The organism is Sphingomonas sp., assembly GCF_041661825.1.
GTDB lineage: Bacteria > Pseudomonadota > Alphaproteobacteria > Sphingomonadales > Sphingomonadaceae > Sphingomonas.
On the sequence record NZ_JBAZTU010000002.1, the window covers coordinates 125,886 to 140,327 of the forward strand.

Annotated in this window: 14 protein-coding genes; 5 read left to right on the top strand and 9 right to left on the bottom strand. The window is 65.5% G+C overall.

Annotated elements, in window-relative coordinates; all coding sequences use genetic code 11:
• A complete protein-coding gene (gene rsmD / locus WC729_RS07600) occupies positions 1-540 on the top strand; it encodes a 16S rRNA (guanine(966)-N(2))-methyltransferase RsmD (protein ID WP_372851229.1) in 540 nt (179 codons plus the stop codon).
• Between the two features lie 331 nt (positions 541-871).
• Here rsmD and WC729_RS07605 read toward each other — a convergent pair whose 3' ends face one another.
• From WC729_RS07605 to WC729_RS07615, 3 genes are all read right to left on the bottom strand, one after another.
• Positions 872-2,134 carry an MFS transporter gene (locus WC729_RS07605; RefSeq protein ID WP_372851231.1) on the bottom strand — a complete coding sequence of 421 codons (1,263 nt, stop codon included), beginning with the start codon at positions 2,132-2,134 and terminating at the stop codon, positions 872-874.
• Positions 2,135-2,344: 210 nt separating this feature from the next.
• On the bottom strand, positions 2,345-3,997 hold the full coding sequence (locus WC729_RS07610; RefSeq protein ID WP_372851233.1) for an inorganic phosphate transporter: 1,653 nt from the start codon (positions 3,995-3,997) through the stop codon (positions 2,345-2,347).
• 169 nt (positions 3,998-4,166) lie between these two features.
• A complete protein-coding gene (locus WC729_RS07615) occupies positions 4,167-5,324 on the bottom strand; it encodes a hypothetical protein (RefSeq protein ID WP_372851235.1) in 1,158 nt (385 codons plus the stop codon).
• A gap of 320 nt (positions 5,325-5,644) precedes the next feature.
• On the opposite strand from WC729_RS07615, the gene WC729_RS07620 reads away from it, so the two are divergent.
• On the top strand, positions 5,645-7,948 hold the full coding sequence (locus tag WC729_RS07620; protein WP_372851237.1) for an ATP-dependent helicase: 2,304 nt from the start codon (positions 5,645-5,647) through the stop codon (positions 7,946-7,948).
• Positions 7,949-8,120: 172 nt separating this feature from the next.
• Here the strand turns inward: WC729_RS07620 and WC729_RS07625 are convergent, their stop codons facing one another.
• The 3 genes from WC729_RS07625 to WC729_RS07635 all read right to left on the bottom strand — a co-directional run bounded on the left by WC729_RS07625 (position 8,121) and on the right by WC729_RS07635 (position 10,525).
• Positions 8,121-8,393 (bottom strand): hypothetical protein, encoded by a 273-nt coding sequence (locus WC729_RS07625; RefSeq protein WP_372853278.1) that lies wholly within the window; start codon positions 8,391-8,393, stop codon positions 8,121-8,123.
• On the bottom strand, positions 8,377-9,321 hold the full coding sequence (locus WC729_RS07630; protein WP_372851239.1) for a hypothetical protein: 945 nt from the start codon (positions 9,319-9,321) through the stop codon (positions 8,377-8,379). The genes WC729_RS07625 and WC729_RS07630 overlap by 17 nt, the downstream gene beginning before the upstream one ends.
• A gap of 256 nt (positions 9,322-9,577) precedes the next feature.
• Positions 9,578-10,525, bottom strand: a complete 948-nt coding sequence (locus tag WC729_RS07635) for a phosphotriesterase (protein ID WP_372851241.1) — start codon at positions 10,523-10,525, stop codon at positions 9,578-9,580.
• Here WC729_RS07635 and WC729_RS07640 point away from each other — a divergent pair.
• Together WC729_RS07640 and WC729_RS07645 are read left to right on the top strand one after the other, a co-directional pair.
• Positions 10,524-10,697 (top strand): hypothetical protein, encoded by a 174-nt coding sequence (locus WC729_RS07640; protein ID WP_372851243.1) that lies wholly within the window; start codon positions 10,524-10,526, stop codon positions 10,695-10,697. The two genes, WC729_RS07635 and WC729_RS07640, sit on opposite strands and share 2 nt — an antisense overlap.
• 256 nt (positions 10,698-10,953) lie before the next feature.
• Positions 10,954-11,412: a hypothetical protein gene (locus tag WC729_RS07645; protein ID WP_372851245.1), complete on the top strand. Its 459-nt coding sequence runs from the start codon at positions 10,954-10,956 to the stop codon at positions 11,410-11,412.
• A gap of 45 nt (positions 11,413-11,457) precedes the next feature.
• Here the strand turns inward: WC729_RS07645 and WC729_RS07650 are convergent, their stop codons facing one another.
• Together WC729_RS07650 and WC729_RS07655 are read right to left on the bottom strand one after the other, a co-directional pair.
• Positions 11,458-12,132: a TonB family protein gene (locus WC729_RS07650; RefSeq protein ID WP_372851247.1), complete on the bottom strand. Its 675-nt coding sequence runs from the start codon at positions 12,130-12,132 to the stop codon at positions 11,458-11,460.
• 107 nt (positions 12,133-12,239) lie between these two features.
• Entirely contained in the window at positions 12,240-12,830 is a 591-nt protein-coding gene (locus WC729_RS07655) for a hypothetical protein (RefSeq protein ID WP_372851249.1), read from the bottom strand.
• Between WC729_RS07655 and WC729_RS07660 the strand changes: the two genes are divergently transcribed.
• Positions 12,817-13,596 carry a TetR/AcrR family transcriptional regulator gene (locus tag WC729_RS07660; protein WP_372851251.1) on the top strand — a complete coding sequence of 260 codons (780 nt, stop codon included), beginning with the start codon at positions 12,817-12,819 and terminating at the stop codon, positions 13,594-13,596. The genes WC729_RS07655 and WC729_RS07660 overlap by 14 nt on opposite strands.
• Positions 13,597-13,618: 22 nt before the next feature.
• On the opposite strand, the gene WC729_RS07665 is transcribed toward WC729_RS07660, so the two are convergent.
• Positions 13,619-14,377: a nuclear transport factor 2 family protein gene (locus WC729_RS07665; RefSeq protein WP_372851253.1), complete on the bottom strand. Its 759-nt coding sequence runs from the start codon at positions 14,375-14,377 to the stop codon at positions 13,619-13,621.
• Positions 14,378-14,442 lie beyond the last annotated feature (65 nt).

A 14,442-nucleotide genomic window follows, 5' to 3' on the forward strand; every position in this document is an offset into this window, starting at 1 on the left:
ATGCGTATCATCTCCGGCCTGTGGCGCGGCCGCGCCATCGTCGCCCCCAAGGGCGACGCCACCCGCCCCACCGCCGATCGCACGCGCGAAGCGCTGTTCTCGATGCTCACCAGCCGCCTCGGCAGCTTCGAGGGGCTGGCGGTCGCCGATCTGTTCGCCGGATCGGGTGCGCTCGGGCTCGAGGCCCTGTCGCGCGGCGCGGGCTCGTGCATCTTCGTCGAGCAGGACCGTGCGGCGATCGACGCGCTCAAGGCGAACATCGCCAAGCTGGGCACCAAGGCGGACGTCCGCGCGCAATCGGTGCTGGCCCTGCCGCCCGCCACCCAGCCGCTCGACGTGATCCTGATGGACCCGCCTTACGGCACTGGCGCCGGCATGGTCGCGCTCGACCGGCTCAACCGGCTCGGCTGGGTGAGCGACGCGACCTGGATCAGCATCGAGACCGCCAAGACCGAGACGGTCGAGGTCGAAGGCTTCACGGCGGACGCCGAACGAACGCATGGCAAGATGAGGATCACCCTGCTGCGGCGTACCGCCTAATATTCCGCCACAGTCTGCGGGGCGCTGTCCGTATTCGTGTTGGGCGCAGCGGGCGCACCCGCAAATAATGACGGAATTATGCGACCCACTTAGGAGGGGACGAAAATCGAGCGATATTTGGCGGCTGCGCGCGACCTTGCCACGAGGCCTTTCGCTGTTCGAGGCGGCTCTGCACGGCATAGTGACGAGTATTCAACTCCCTCCAACAGCGTTTCGGGCAGATGACTTGCCGAATTACGCGAGGGGTATCGGAATTTCTTCCGGCTTTACTTGAGGCCCTCGCGGCACGCGCATCCACGGGTCTAGCGCCCGCGTCGGAGAGTTTGAATCGTCAGCGCGGCTTGCGCAGCAGCGCCAGCCCGCCGAAGCTGAGCAGGCCGGCCACCATCAGATACACCCCGACCAGCCCGAGCCCGCCCTTGGCCGCGAGCCAGGACGCGGCGATCGGCCCCAGCGCGCCGCCGAGGATGCCGCCGACATTGAAGGTCATCGACACGCCCGTATAGCGCACCTCGGCCGGAAACAATTCGGGCAGCCAGCCGCCGAGCGGGCCGTAAGCAAAGCCCATCACGAACAGCGCGAAGGCAAGCCACAGGAATACGATGAAGAGCGACGCGGCGCCGAGCATCGGCCCCATCAGCAGCCCCGCCACCGCGGCGCCGGCAAAACCCCAGCGCAGTATCGCCATCGCGCTGTGCCGATCCGCCAGCACGCTCGCCACGATCACGCCCAAAGCGAGGAACAGGATCGCCGCCAGCTCGACCGCAAGGAAGGCCTGACGGTTATGGCCGAGCGTCGTCGTGCCGTAGCCAAGCGCAAAGGCGGTCGCGAGGTAGAAGAGCGCGAAACACGCCACTACGCCGAAGATACCGGCCAAGGTCGGGCGGAGATGATCGCGGAACAGCGTGACGATCGGCACCTTGGGGAGCTTCTCCTCCTTCGCCGCCTCCAGGAAGGCCGGCGTCTCGGTCAGCTTCAACCGCACCCATAGCCCGAGCGCGACCAGCACCGCGCTGGCGAGGAAGGGCAGCCGCCAGCCCCACTCCCGAAACTGCGCATCGGTGAGCGTGGCGCCGAGGATCAGGAAGAAGCCGTTCGCCGCGATAAAGCCCACCGGCGCGCCGAGCGGCGGGAACATGCCGTAACGGTTGCGCCAGCCCGGCGGCGCGTTCTCCACCGCGAGCAGCGATGCCCCGCCCCATTCGCCGCCCAGCCCGAGCCCCTGGCCGAAGCGCAGGATGCACAGGATCAGCGGAGCGATCCAGCCGATCTGGGCATAGGTCGGCAGGAACGCGATCGCGACGGTCGATCCGCCCATCAGCATCAGCGAGGCGACGAGCGTGGATTTGCGTCCGATGCGATCGCCGAAATGGCCGAAGATCGCGGCGCCGACGGGACGGGCGATGAAGGCGAGGCCGAAGCTGGCATAGGACAGCAGCAATTGGGCGCCCTGGTCCTCCGCCGGGAAGAACAGCGGCCCGAACACCAAAGCGGCGGCGGTCGCGTAAATGTAGAAATCGTAGAACTCGACCGAGGTGCCGATCAGGCTGGCGAGCAGCACGCGCTTGTGCGCGGTCATGGGGAGCGAGGTCATCCCCGCTGGTTCGCGCGGGCGATCCTTTCGGTCAAGAAACTATTCCCTTTCCCTTTCACACCTCTCCCAACGGGAGAGGGAGGGGCCCGCTCGGCGCAGCCGAGTGGGAGGGTGAGGGTGATCAGGATGAGCGACGGTCGCCCTCACCCTTTCCGTCGCTTCGCTCCTCCCTTCCCTCTCCCGCTGGGAGATTTAGGGAAGAGGGCCCCCTCACCGCGTCGCGAAGGCATCCAGCAGGGTCAGCATCAGCCAGTACAGCCCGCCCGCCAGCAGCATCGCCGCCGGCAGGGTCATCACCCAGGCCAGCGCCATGCTGCCGATCGTCCGTGCGCGCAGGCCCGCGCCGTTCGCCACCGAGGAGCCGGCCACGCCGCTCGTCAGGATATGCGTGGTCGACACCGGCAGGCCGTAATGCTCGGCCGCGAAGATCGTGCCCGCCGCGACCAGCTCGGCCGAAGCGCCCATGCCATAGGTGAGATGCGTCTTGCCGATCCGCTCGCCGACCGTGACGACGATCCGCTTCCAGCCGACCATCGTGCCCAGGCCAAGCGCCAGCGCGACGGTGATCTTCACCCAGAGCGGAATGAAGCGCGTGCCCTCTTCGAGATGCTTCTGATAGCCGCCGATCGACTTCAGCTCGGGTTCGGAGAAGGTCTTCGCCGCCGCCGGATCCTTGGTCACCAGCCGCGTGGTGTCGAGCACCAGATACATGTCGTTGCGCAGGTTCGGCGTCGCCGCCGCCGGCACCTTGTCGAGCGACCCGAAGCCGCTGATCCGCTGGCTCACGTCGCGCGACAGCGTGTCGACCGCGGCATAGACCTGCGGGCTCGCCGCCTGCTTGGTCTGGAGCGCCCGGGTCAGGGTATCGCGCGCCACGCCGACATCGTTGCTGGCGGCGCCCGCGGAATGGGTGCTGAATGCCGAGGCCGCGCTGGTTGCGCTGGCGACAAAGGCCGGCGTCGCGCTTTCGGGCATGGTGCGGTTGAGCGCATAGGCGGTCGGCGCGCAGCCGATCAGGATGAGCATGATCAGCCCCATGCCCTTCTGCCCGTCATTCCCGCCATGCGCGAAGGAGACGGCCGTGCAGGTCGCGATCAGCAGCGCGCGGATGCCCCGTGGCGGCGGCGCATTGGCCTCCGGCTCGCGGTAGAGCTTGGGGTTGCGCAGCACCATCCGCATCACGAACAGCAGCGCCATCGCGGCGAAGAAGCCGATCAGCGGCGCCATCCAGAGACCGGTCAGGATCTTGTAGGCTTGGCTCCAGTCGACGCCCGACGTGCCGCCCTTGCTTGCCGAGAGCAACTGGTTGGCGAAACCCACGCCCAGGATCGACCCGATCAGCGCGTGGCTGGAGGAATTGGGCAGCCCGACATACCAGGTGGCGAGGTTCCAGATCACCGCGGCGAGCAGCAGCGCGAAGATCATCGCGAAGCCCGCATTGCTGCCGACATGCAGGATGAGATCGACCGGCAACAGAGTGATGATCGAATAGGCCACGGCCCCGCTCGAGAACATCACGCCGAGGAAATTGAAGAAACCCGACCACACCACCGCGACATGCGCCGGCATGGAATTGGTGTAGATCACCGTCGCGACGGCATTGGCGGTGTCGTGAAAGCCGTTCACGAACTCGAAGCCGAGCGCGATCATCAGCGCGAGGCCGAGGAACAGGAACACGCTGGTCGCCATCTGCTCGCCGACCTGCGCGGTATCGGTGAAGATGCTGAACCCGGCATAGGCCAGCCCGCCCAGGAGCACGGCGAGGAACAGCCAGCGCCCTGCCGGGTGCATCGAATGATCGAGCCGGGGCCCGCTGGACGGGCGCTCCGCCGACTCGGGGAGCGCTGAAACTATCGTTGCCATAGTGGAACCGCTTTGCGCGCTTATGTGACAGGTTGATGACAGGGCGGATCGACTCGGGACCGTCGGCTCTCCGCCCGCCCTTGTCCGCCGTTCGCGCCGCATTTAGTGCCGGGCGTGCGATTCCGCTATAGCTTTGGTCGGCTTTCGCCAGTCCCGGAGATATCCAGCCTCAGAGATAGGGTGCCGGCTTGACCGTCACCTGCAACACCCGCCCGCCACGCCGGAGCGACAGCGGCACCGGCGCGTCGCCGCCCTGCCGCCCGCCGAGTTTACCGATCAGCGGCCCGAACCGCTCGCCGACGATCTCATCGCCGACCTGCACGCCCGCGTGCTCGCCCGGGCTGCCGCGGCCGACCTGCCCCACCACCACGCCATCCCCCTTCCGGTCGATCCAGATGCCGGACATGGCATAAAGGTCCGGAACGGGCGGCAGGCGGTTGGGCTGGACCCACATGATCCCCGTCTTCACGTCGCTCGCCAGGTTGAGCCGGCGCAGCAAGGGCAGGCCGATATAGCCGTCAGCGATCTCGGTGCGGCCGACCGACCCACTCTCGACCACGACCAGCGGCGCATCGAACCGCGTATCGCCGATCTGCAGGCTTCCGGCGCGGACGAGGCGGCTCTCATGATCCCCGCGTGCCGGGAGCGGCACCCAGGGCCTGGCATCGTCCCACAACCCGCTCCTGCGCGAGGCAGGCCCATAGAGCCTCGCGGCAACCGGCGCGCCGGTGTCGAGCAGGAAGCGATAGGTCTTTCCGTCGAGGGTCGCGTCGGCGAAGATATAGGCGGATCCGTTGGCCAGATTGTAATGCCGGATTTCGGAGGCGAGCCGGACATAGCCGGTCCGGTCCTGGATGCCGTCGCGATAGATCCGCCACTCGCCCTTGCCGAAGTCGAGCTCGCTGTCGAAGGCCGTCATCGCCCCCGCCGCGAGCGACCCCGAGACGTCGTCGCCGAAGCTCACCCGCTCCGTTCCCGCCAGCGCGACGTCCTTGTCGTGCAGGCTCCCGCCGATGATGAAGTCGCGGCCCTCATAGATCGGATAGGACCGGCTTACGCCGCCGATAGCGAGATTGGCGCTGATCCTTTTCTTCAGCCCCAGCCGCCGGGCGAGATCGTCCCGGATCAGGCTCACCACGCCGCCGGTGTCCATGGCGAAGAAAAAGGGTCCCTGCCCCGCCAGGCTGCACGCGACGAGCACCCGCCCTGCGTCCAGCGCGATGGAGATGGTCAGGGCCGGCCCCGCTTGCGCCGCGGCACGGAGCGATCCCGCGGGCAGGATCGCTGCGGCGGCCATTCCTCCGAGCAGGTTTCGGCGTGAAATCATGATGATGCGACTCCGGATGCTGGTGCTTTGTAGCCGAATGAAAATGACGGCGTGAAGACTGTCCCTCTCCCAGCGGGAGAGAGTGTCGGGTCGGTCATGCCCCGGCATGACCTGAACAGCGCGGGGCGCTGTTCACCCGACACTGGAGGAGCGAAGCGACGGGAGGGTGAGGGCGAGCTTGAGCCGCATCATCCCGTCACCCTCACCCTTCCGCCGCCTTTGGCGGCTCCCTCCCTCTCCCGGTGGGAGAGGGAGAAGAAGGCGCCCCCAACTCCAACACGCGCTTGCCCCGAACCGCCGCGTTCCCTACCTGTTCACTGATGAGTCTCCCCGCGCCTTCCCCCCAGGACCCGCCCTATCTGGCCGGCCTCAACGCCCCGCAGCGCGAGGCCGTGCTCACCACCGAGGGCCCGGTGCTCGTCCTGGCCGGCGCCGGCACGGGCAAGACCGCCGCACTCACTGCGCGGCTGGCCCATCTGCTCTTCACGAAGAAAGCCTGGCCGTCGGAGATCCTGTCGGTCACCTTCACCAACAAGGCCGCGCGCGAGATGCGCGAGCGGGTCGGGCGACTGGTCGGCGATGTGGTGGAGGGCATGCCCTGGCTCGGCACCTTCCATGCGATCGCGGCGAAGATGCTGCGCCGCCATGCCGAGCTGGTCGGGCTGCAGAGCAATTTCACCATCCTCGACACCGACGATCAGCTGCGCGTGCTGAAGCAGCTCATCCTCGCCGCCGATCTCGACGAGAAACGCTGGCCCGCGCGCCAGCTCGCCGGGCTGATCGACCAGTGGAAGAACAAGGGCCTGACCCCGTCCGATGTGGATGCCGGCGAAAGCGAGCTCTACGCCAATGGCCGCGGGCGGGAGATGTATGCGCAGTACCAGGCCCGGCTGAAGGCGCTCAATGCCTGCGATTTCGGCGACCTGCTGCTGCACATGCTGACCATCCTGAAGCGCGACCGCAGCGTGCTCGCCGATTACCAGCGCCGCTTCAAATATATCATGGTGGACGAATATCAGGACACCAACAGCGTCCAGTATCTCTGGCTGCGCCTGCTCGCGCAGGAGAGCAAGAATCTGTGCTGCGTCGGCGACGACGACCAGTCGATCTATTCGTGGCGCGGCGCGCAGGTGGAAAATATCCTGAAGTTCGAAAAGGACTTCCCCGGCGCCAAGGTGATCCGGCTCGAGCAGAATTACCGCTCCACCCCGCACATCCTGGCCGCCGCATCGGGCGTGATTGCCAATAACAGCGGTCGGCTCGGCAAGTCGTTATGGACCGATGCGAGCGAGGGCGAGAAGGTCAAGGTCCTCGGCGTGTGGGACGGCCCGGAGGAAGCGCGCCGCGTCGGCGAGGAGATCGAGAGCTGCCAGCGGGCGGGCAAGAGCCTCGATGACATCGCCATCCTGGTCCGCGCGCAGCACCAGACGCGCGAGTTCGAGGAACGCTTCATCACCATCGGCCTGGCGCACAAGATCCTCGGCGGGCAGCGCTTCTACGAGCGGCTCGAGATCCGCGACGCGATCGCCTATCTGCGCGTCGTTGCGCAGCCGGCGGACGACCTCGCCTTCGAACGCATCGTCAACACGCCGAAGCGGGGTCTTGGCGACAAGGCGGTGCAGAAGGTCCACCAGCTCGCCCGCGCCGAGGGCGTGCCGCTGACCGTGGCCGCCGCGCGCATCCTCGACACCGACGAGCTGACTGGCGCCGCGCGCCGCGCGCTGGGCAATCTGGTCGGCGACATGGCGCGCTGGCGCGGTATGGCGGGTGAGATCCCCCATCCCGAGCTTGCGCGGCAGATCCTCGACGAGAGCGGCTACACCGCCTTGTGGCAGAACGAGAAATCGGCCGAGGCCGCCGGGCGTCTGGAGAACCTGACCGAGCTCGTCCGCGCGATGGAGGAGTACGAAAACCTCGGCGCCTTCCTCGAGCATGTCAGCCTGGTGATGGATAACGAGGCGCAGGCCGGCGAGGCGCGGGTGACGATCATGACGATCCACGCCGCCAAGGGCCTGGAATATGACACCGTCTTCCTGGTCGGCTGGGAGGAAGGCCTGTTCCCGTCGCAGCGATCGCTCGACGAGGGCGGCATCGCCTCACTGGAGGAGGAACGCCGCCTCGCTTATGTCGCGATCACCCGCGCCCGGCGCCGCGCGATCATCCTCCACGCCGCCAATCGCCGCATCTACGGCCAATGGACGTCGAGCATCCCGAGCCGCTTCGTCAACGAGCTGCCCGAGGCGCATATCGAGCAGGAAAATTCGATGAGCGGCGGCGAAAGCCTGTGGCGCGCCAACTGGTCCGAACGCGCCGATCCCTTTGCGGATGTGGCGCGGGGGACGGGGCGCGGGCCGGGCTGGCAGCGGGCGGCGGGGGTTGCGCCGAATGGTGGCGGGTTCACCAGCCGGACGTTTACGCGGGAGCCTTCGCGGGTGGTGGAGGCGCGGGCGAGCGCGGTGAGTATCGGGAACAAGGGGCGCGACGATCTGTCCGTGGGGATGCGCGTGTTTCACCAGAAGTTCGGGTACGGATCGATCGCGGAGATCGAGGGGAACAAGCTGGAGATCGATTTCGAGAGTGCCGGGCGGAAGCGGGTTATGGATAGTTTTGTGACGTTGGGGTGATGGAGCAGCGCAAATGAAATCCGAAGGTTTGGTGGCCTGCACCACCGAAATCCGCGCAAACGTCGAGAGTATGTTTCGCTATGCTCAAGGCACCCCGGCCGAACGCGAGTTTCGAATTCCGGTGACAGTGCATTTAATTGCCCATCGGTGTTCCGGTGACACTCCACTTATCTCACCTTGCAGGCGCCGCCCCGCTCAGGCGCGGCCGCACCGTCAATGCGGCGGCCGGATTGGTGACCAGCAACAGGTGGATATCGGCGGCCGTGAAGCCCTTCGCTTTTAATGCCGGGACAAAATCCGCGATGAGGATTTCATAGCTTCGCGGGGTTCCTCCATCCGGCTTGGCGACGTCGTACCAACCGGCATCCTGTGAAATCAGGGTTCCGGTGCAGGGTTCCGGTGACAGTCCATTTAATTGACAGAACTCGCTAGCGCCACTCCACACCAAGATATCGCTCCCGCACGGACGTTTTCACAAGTCCCAACGCGCGCCCGACGACGTCGTCGGCGCCGTTCGGCGTTCGATCCCGCTTTCGATCGTACAGTTTTTCATGAAGGAATGACGCGTCGCATTGCCACGCAGGTTGGCCGCTGTTCAACCAGCAGCCCATGACCGGCTGGGGGATCCACGACAGCGGGTCCGCCCATCCCGATCGCAGGACGATGGCTCGGCCGTCCGGCGTGGCGACCACGATATCCTGGGACGCGCGCGTGGTGAGGCCCTTGCTCTCCACCTGAGGCTGCGGCCGGATCCGGATCGTGGGCCGCTGCGGTTTCGAGGGGGAAATGAAGAGGCAGAGATTCCGGGCGAAAGTCATCTTTCTGCCCGTGCCGTAGCCGCCGTCGATCAGCCTTTGCCATGTCCCGCCGCCAGCAGCACCCGCACCCATCGTTCCGGGGCATTGCGTCGCGGTCAGCTCGTATCCTTGAATATCGCCAGGTGAAGGGCCGATTACCTGATAGGCGCGAGTGACTCCAAACCATTTGACCATGACATCAGGCGTAAGGGAGCTGCCATTGGAGCTATCCCGATGATCGGGCTCGATCAGGATGTCATATTTCTTCTGGTCGAACGAAATGTGCTTGTGGGCATTCGCCGCCACGATCGTCGCATTGAAATTATGCGCTTGCCAATGGCTCACCGCCGCGACGCAGAAGTAACCGCCAAACCAGAGGGCCGGAAAGAGCATCAGCCAGCGAGGTTGGGCTCCCGTCCAGCTGTCGCGGATCATAAGGGCAAACGCCAGATTTATGAGCAGCACGGACCAGTAGGGGGCCGCCAGCATCATCAGGAATATGCCGGTGTACGGAAAGAGCTGAAGCACGAACACGATGCCCGTGAGAACGAAACATCCTTGCCAGCTTCTGAACATCGCCACCTCTTCCAGATGGTCTTCTGATCGACAGTCATTTCGAACCGATTAAGTCCGGTCGGAACGACAGTGACGGCACATTCAAGTGCCCATCCATTTTTTTGCGCTTGCACCGGAACAACAGTGACAGCGCACTTGATTGGTCGTCATCCGCCGCGGTTGCGCCCTCTGAGTCCGAGATAGGCCCTATCACCGGAACCGCATTTCAGCCCCGCTTTACGGCGTTAACCGCGGCATCGCGTGGAGCATCGCCTGCTCATGCCTTTGCGGCCCCGCTCAGGCGCGGCCGCACCGTCAATGCGGCGGCCGGATTGGTGACCAGCAACAGGTGTATATCGGCGGCCGTGAAGCCCGTCGCTTTCAATGCCGGGACAAAATCCGCGATGAGGACTTCATAGCTTCGCGGGGTTCCTCCATCCGGCTTGGCGACGTCGTACCAACCGGCATCCTGTGAAATCAGCACATTGTCCAGCAGCCCGGCTTGTTTCATGGCGCCGACCAGCTCGACATGGAGCGGCAAGGAATCGCGGTCGATCCCGTCGAACTCGACCCAGGCGCCGCGCCGCGCCGCCTCGACATGGCGCGCCCGGTCCTTTTCGTTCTGGGCGTGGATCCAGATCCACGCTGACGGATCGACGCCTTCCTGCTCCAGGATCGCGAGCTGTTCGAACGCGGAAACGGCGGGCCCCGTGTGCGCGCCGATGGTGAGCCCGGTCTGTCGGTGTGCCATCGCCGCCGCGCGGATCAGCTTCTGCTCGACGGCGCTGAGCTTGCCCTCGTTGAAGCCGAGCTTGATGAAGCCAGGCCTTACCTCGGTTCCGCCGATGCCGTTCTGCCATTCGTCGATCCAGCGCCCGGCGAGCTCCACAGGCGTGAGATCATGGACCCAGGGCGGCAGGAACCGGTTGTCGAAGGCCGCATAATTGCCCGTGACCGTCAGGATGTTCAGGCCGCTTTTCTCCGACAAGTGCCGCAACAGGACAGGGTCTCGCCCGAGATATGTGGCCGTCGCATCAACGAACGTCCGAACTCCCTGATCGGCAAGGCGGCGCATTCGGGGCAGCACGACGCCGGTGACCGTATCCAGATCATAGGGGATGGGTGCGCGGCTCCAGGATTCATAGCCCTGGAAGTTCGCCAACGCGTGTTCATGCATCAGAGTCGTGCCGAGCGTGGCAGCATCGATCCAGCCGCGCACGGTCATGATCCCGTTCGTCGGCACGGCGCTTTGCGGCTCTGCCAGCGCGCTTTTTACCGGAAAGATTCCGAGCGCGGCGATTCCTCCGACGGCGTTCAGAAAATCGCGCCTGCGCATCGGTGCTTCCCCGTCAGGATCATTGAGCAGCGAGGTGATGGTACTGGCGCCTGTTGCGTGAGCGCAACCCCGGAACTGGTCGAAACCGTCCAATGCCCCTTTCTGGCGGGCCGCCGCGCGGCGCGGGCCTTCACCCGCATTTTTTCGACGGCGGTCGCGTGCCTAAACCCCACGCCGGGGCCCGACGCAGAGATAGAACAAGGTCCCGCTGTTTAACCACGATGCGGCCTTACGCGCCCCGCCCGGCCATGGCCTCTTGCGGCCGGCTCCCCGGACCGCGCCGCACCGGCGCTCCCGCGAGCCCCATGGAGGTGCTTATGAGCGACGCGCAACCAATGAGCGACACGCCCCCGACCGATCAGCCCACCGCCATCGGTGCGGATTTCACGTCCACCACATGCGGCGCGTCAACCGGTGGCTCAGCGCTCACCGGCACACCGTTGATGCCCGAGGCGGGCTGGCTCGCGATCAACGGCAACAGCAATCTGGAGGGCTGCGTGATCGGGTCGTCCGGCGCCCTGGTCACCAGCGCCTATGTCACCAATCAGCCGCCAAGGGGCTATGAAAGCTACGCATATGGCATCTGGGTGTTCGGCCAGGGGCCGGCGGGTTTCCAGTCGGGAACGCTCGCGCTCAGCTTCACCGATGAGGGCGGATCCGATTACAGCCTGAGGCTCTTCTCCTCCACGCCGGCCTGGCATTACGTCAATTACAATTCGGATTCTCCGGGCATCATCGAGATGCGATGGGAACCGTCCACGATTGCCGAAGCCTAGGGTACGGCCACAGCTACCGTTATGCGCACCGAGATACCCCATCCGCTATTCTCGCCGGTCCGGCGGAACGCATGACTGCCAACGGCCACCGTCGCACCATCGCCAATCGGTGACGAACCTGCCGAGGGTGCGGCGGGGACGCCCCTCGTGATCGGTCGCCGGCAAGAATATCGCCCTGCTCGACAGCAACGGGCACATCGCGTCTGCCAGGGAACTGGTCGCATTGGTCCGAGTGACCTTGCAGTTCTCGACGGTGCCGCGCTCGCTCACCTCGAAACTCAAGGCAACGCGCCCGGTCAACATTTGATGCCGGGCAATCGGGGGATAGTCCGCATAGGTGATCCAGCCCGGGCGTCCGATCGGAACGGCGCCTCCGAACTGATCCTTGCCGGCGTTTCGACGCCAGCGAACCAGAAAATCGTAGGTGGTGGCGGTCAATTTGCCCTCGACCGTACGCAGGCCGAATATGTTGCGGCCAACCACAAGATCGCAGCTGGTTCGGCGAAGCGACCCCAGGTCGGGCTCGCTGTGCGCGGAGCAACGAATTTTGCCATCTACATCGATGGCGAGGGTGACCGGCACGTCCCCCTCGATTCCCTTGGCGCTGTCGTCGGCCGGATAGGCGTTCGCGCCCGGCTCGATCAGCAGAGGGATCGGGTCGACCGCGCCAAGCGCCAGGAGACCGCTCAACGCCACACCTGCGGTTATCGCCCTTCGCATCAGCTTCCCCTGTCACCCGGCGTCGATTGATGACGATGTCGGCGAAGACCCGCAAGCCGCGACCGACCTCGGGGTCCTCGAATGCACCGGCGGGCTTCGGCCCTGATTCAACCGGGTTCAGCCTCGGCATGCGATCGTCCCCGCTCCAACTGGCTGCGCATCCACTCGGCGAAGTGTTTCTCGATGAAGGTTTTCCGGAGACCATCCCTCTCCCCGGCGTCGAGCCCCTTCTTCGGCGCGAACCGATACGTCCAGGTGACATGCGTCATGCCAGAAGCGGCTTTGGTGCTGAAGATGTCGCCCACCGCATACTCGACGTCGCGAAACTTCGGGCTGGTATAGTTCCAGACCATATAGCGAAAACGCCGGCTATCGGCGCCAGCCTCGGTCAACAGCACTTCCTCGACGGCCGTGGATCCGTCGGTGAGGCAGACCAGCCTGCGCGAGCCGACGCTGCCATAGCCAGTCGCCGACAGCCTGAGCGTCCCCGCGACGCCGGGCAGGTCCCTGGTCGGCCTTATGGCTTCCTCCAGCGGGCGGTTGCGCGCCGGTGCGGCGAACGGCCGTGCGACATGGATCTCCTCGACATGGCCCAGCAACGCGTCGAGCGGCGCGATGTCCGGACGAGGCGTGTCGACGAACCCGGCGGGCAAGGTACAGGCCGGACTTTGGCCGGGAAGCACCATGGCGGACAGCATCAGTGCGATGCGAAGCGGATATCTGAACCTGTGCATGAAGGCTATTGTGGCCGAAACCACGTCGCGGGAATATTCGCATATGAAACGGACCCGGGCGGATTCGCTGAGCCCAAGGAAACAGCCGCGACAACGCCGCTCGCGCGTCACGATCGACACGATCTTCGAGGCGACCATTCAGGTTTTGCTCGCCAACGGCCTGGACAACATCACCACGATCCAGATTGCCGCCCGGGCCGGGGTTTCCGTCGGCTCGCTGTACCAATATTTCCCGAACAAACGCGCCCTGCTCGCGGCGGTCGTCGGCCGCCATGTCGGCGACGTCGTCGACGCCACGATTGCCGCCTGCGCGTCAGTGCATGGCAAATCGGTGGCCGAGATGTGCGCGACGATGATGCACGCCTTTGTCGCGGCGAAGATTCGCCGGCCGGACGTCTCTCGCGCGCTGTACCTGCCGACGGCGATGGTGAATGCCGATGCCATCGTCAAACAGGAGTCGGCGCGCTGCGCCCGGGCCGTGCACGACATGCTGATCACCGCGAGCGACGCTACATTCGCGCAGGCCCAGGAGGTGAGCGCGGTACTGGTCGCCTCGATCGTGGGACCGACACGAGCGGCCATCGAAGGACAGGGCGACCGCGACGCCTTCGAGAGGCTGAAGCATCACCTCACCGCGCTTGGCGTGGGATATTTGAAAGAAATGGCGACGACCGCGACAGCGAATTCCGGTGACGGTCGCTCAACGGGAAACGGGCAGGCAGCCCATTGATGGTTCGCTTTCGGGGAAGCGATCAGGGCTCCTTGACGAAAAGCAGCGCCATCATGCGCCAGCCGGACGGCGTCTTCATCACCAGCGCTCGATCCGTCCAGATGGCCCCCGACGGCGATTTGAAGGACCAGCGTGCCACGCCGATCGATCCGCGCGCATCGATGTTCCGGTCGATCTCGATGGCCGCGCTGCCGGGGGACGTTCGCCGCCGGTCGACATAACGCGCCTGCCACTCGGCCAGGGACGCGGCGACCAGCTCTCCCTTCTCGACCGACATGATCAAGGCCCGGTCGTCGATGCTTTGCGCGAGCCGATCCGCATCCCATGATCGGTCGGACGCCATTTTCGTGTCTACCACGGCACCGACCGCGACGGCCGATGCCTCATCGGGTTGAGCGCGGTCCTGGCAAAGCTTTCCGACGATCCGCCACACGCCCGCGAGGCGGGCCAGCAGGATATAGTCGGTAAAGGTCTTTGCGCCGCGCACGGCCGAGGCGCGAACGAGCGCGGTCGTCGCCCCCGCATCCCGCCATTCGATATGCGTCGCAATGGGCAGTTCCGGCGGGCCGCCCGATTCCAGCCTGTCCTGCCACTGGGACTGATATGTCCCGCGAATGTCGCGGCCGTCCGTGCAGTACATCATGGCGCTTGGCTGGAAAGCGGCGCGCAGGTCCGCCGCGCTGCCGGTGGCGATCGCCCTCCCATATCGATCGACCGCCTCATCGGGCGTCGATTGGGCTGGCGGCGCCATCAGGGCCAGCAACGCCGCGGTCACGATCATCTCTTCTCTCCGACTATCGCCCGATCTGCGAAAAACGGGTATCGTTCGGCTTTCCGCTATACAAT

Coding starts and splice junctions, on each gene's coding strand:
- rsmD (WP_372851229.1), top strand. CDS start 1: ATGCGTATCATCTCCGGCCTGTGGCGCGGCCGCGCCATCGTCGCCCCC.
- WC729_RS07605 (WP_372851231.1), bottom strand. CDS start 2,134: ATGACCTCGCTCCCCATGACCGCGCACAAGCGCGTGCTGCTCGCCAGC.
- WC729_RS07610 (WP_372851233.1), bottom strand. CDS start 3,997: ATGGCAACGATAGTTTCAGCGCTCCCCGAGTCGGCGGAGCGCCCGTCC.
- WC729_RS07615 (WP_372851235.1), bottom strand. CDS start 5,324: ATGATTTCACGCCGAAACCTGCTCGGAGGAATGGCCGCCGCAGCGATC.
- WC729_RS07620 (WP_372851237.1), top strand. CDS start 5,645: ATGAGTCTCCCCGCGCCTTCCCCCCAGGACCCGCCCTATCTGGCCGGC.
- WC729_RS07630 (WP_372851239.1), bottom strand. CDS start 9,321: ATGTTCAGAAGCTGGCAAGGATGTTTCGTTCTCACGGGCATCGTGTTC.
- WC729_RS07640 (WP_372851243.1), top strand. CDS start 10,524: ATGATCCCGTTCGTCGGCACGGCGCTTTGCGGCTCTGCCAGCGCGCTT.
- WC729_RS07635 (WP_372851241.1), bottom strand. CDS start 10,525: ATGACCGTGCGCGGCTGGATCGATGCTGCCACGCTCGGCACGACTCTG.
- WC729_RS07645 (WP_372851245.1), top strand. CDS start 10,954: ATGAGCGACGCGCAACCAATGAGCGACACGCCCCCGACCGATCAGCCC.
- WC729_RS07650 (WP_372851247.1), bottom strand. CDS start 12,132: ATGCGAAGGGCGATAACCGCAGGTGTGGCGTTGAGCGGTCTCCTGGCG.
- WC729_RS07660 (WP_372851251.1), top strand. CDS start 12,817: ATGGCGGACAGCATCAGTGCGATGCGAAGCGGATATCTGAACCTGTGC.
- WC729_RS07655 (WP_372851249.1), bottom strand. CDS start 12,830: ATGCTGTCCGCCATGGTGCTTCCCGGCCAAAGTCCGGCCTGTACCTTG.
- WC729_RS07665 (WP_372851253.1), bottom strand. CDS start 14,377: ATGATCGTGACCGCGGCGTTGCTGGCCCTGATGGCGCCGCCAGCCCAA.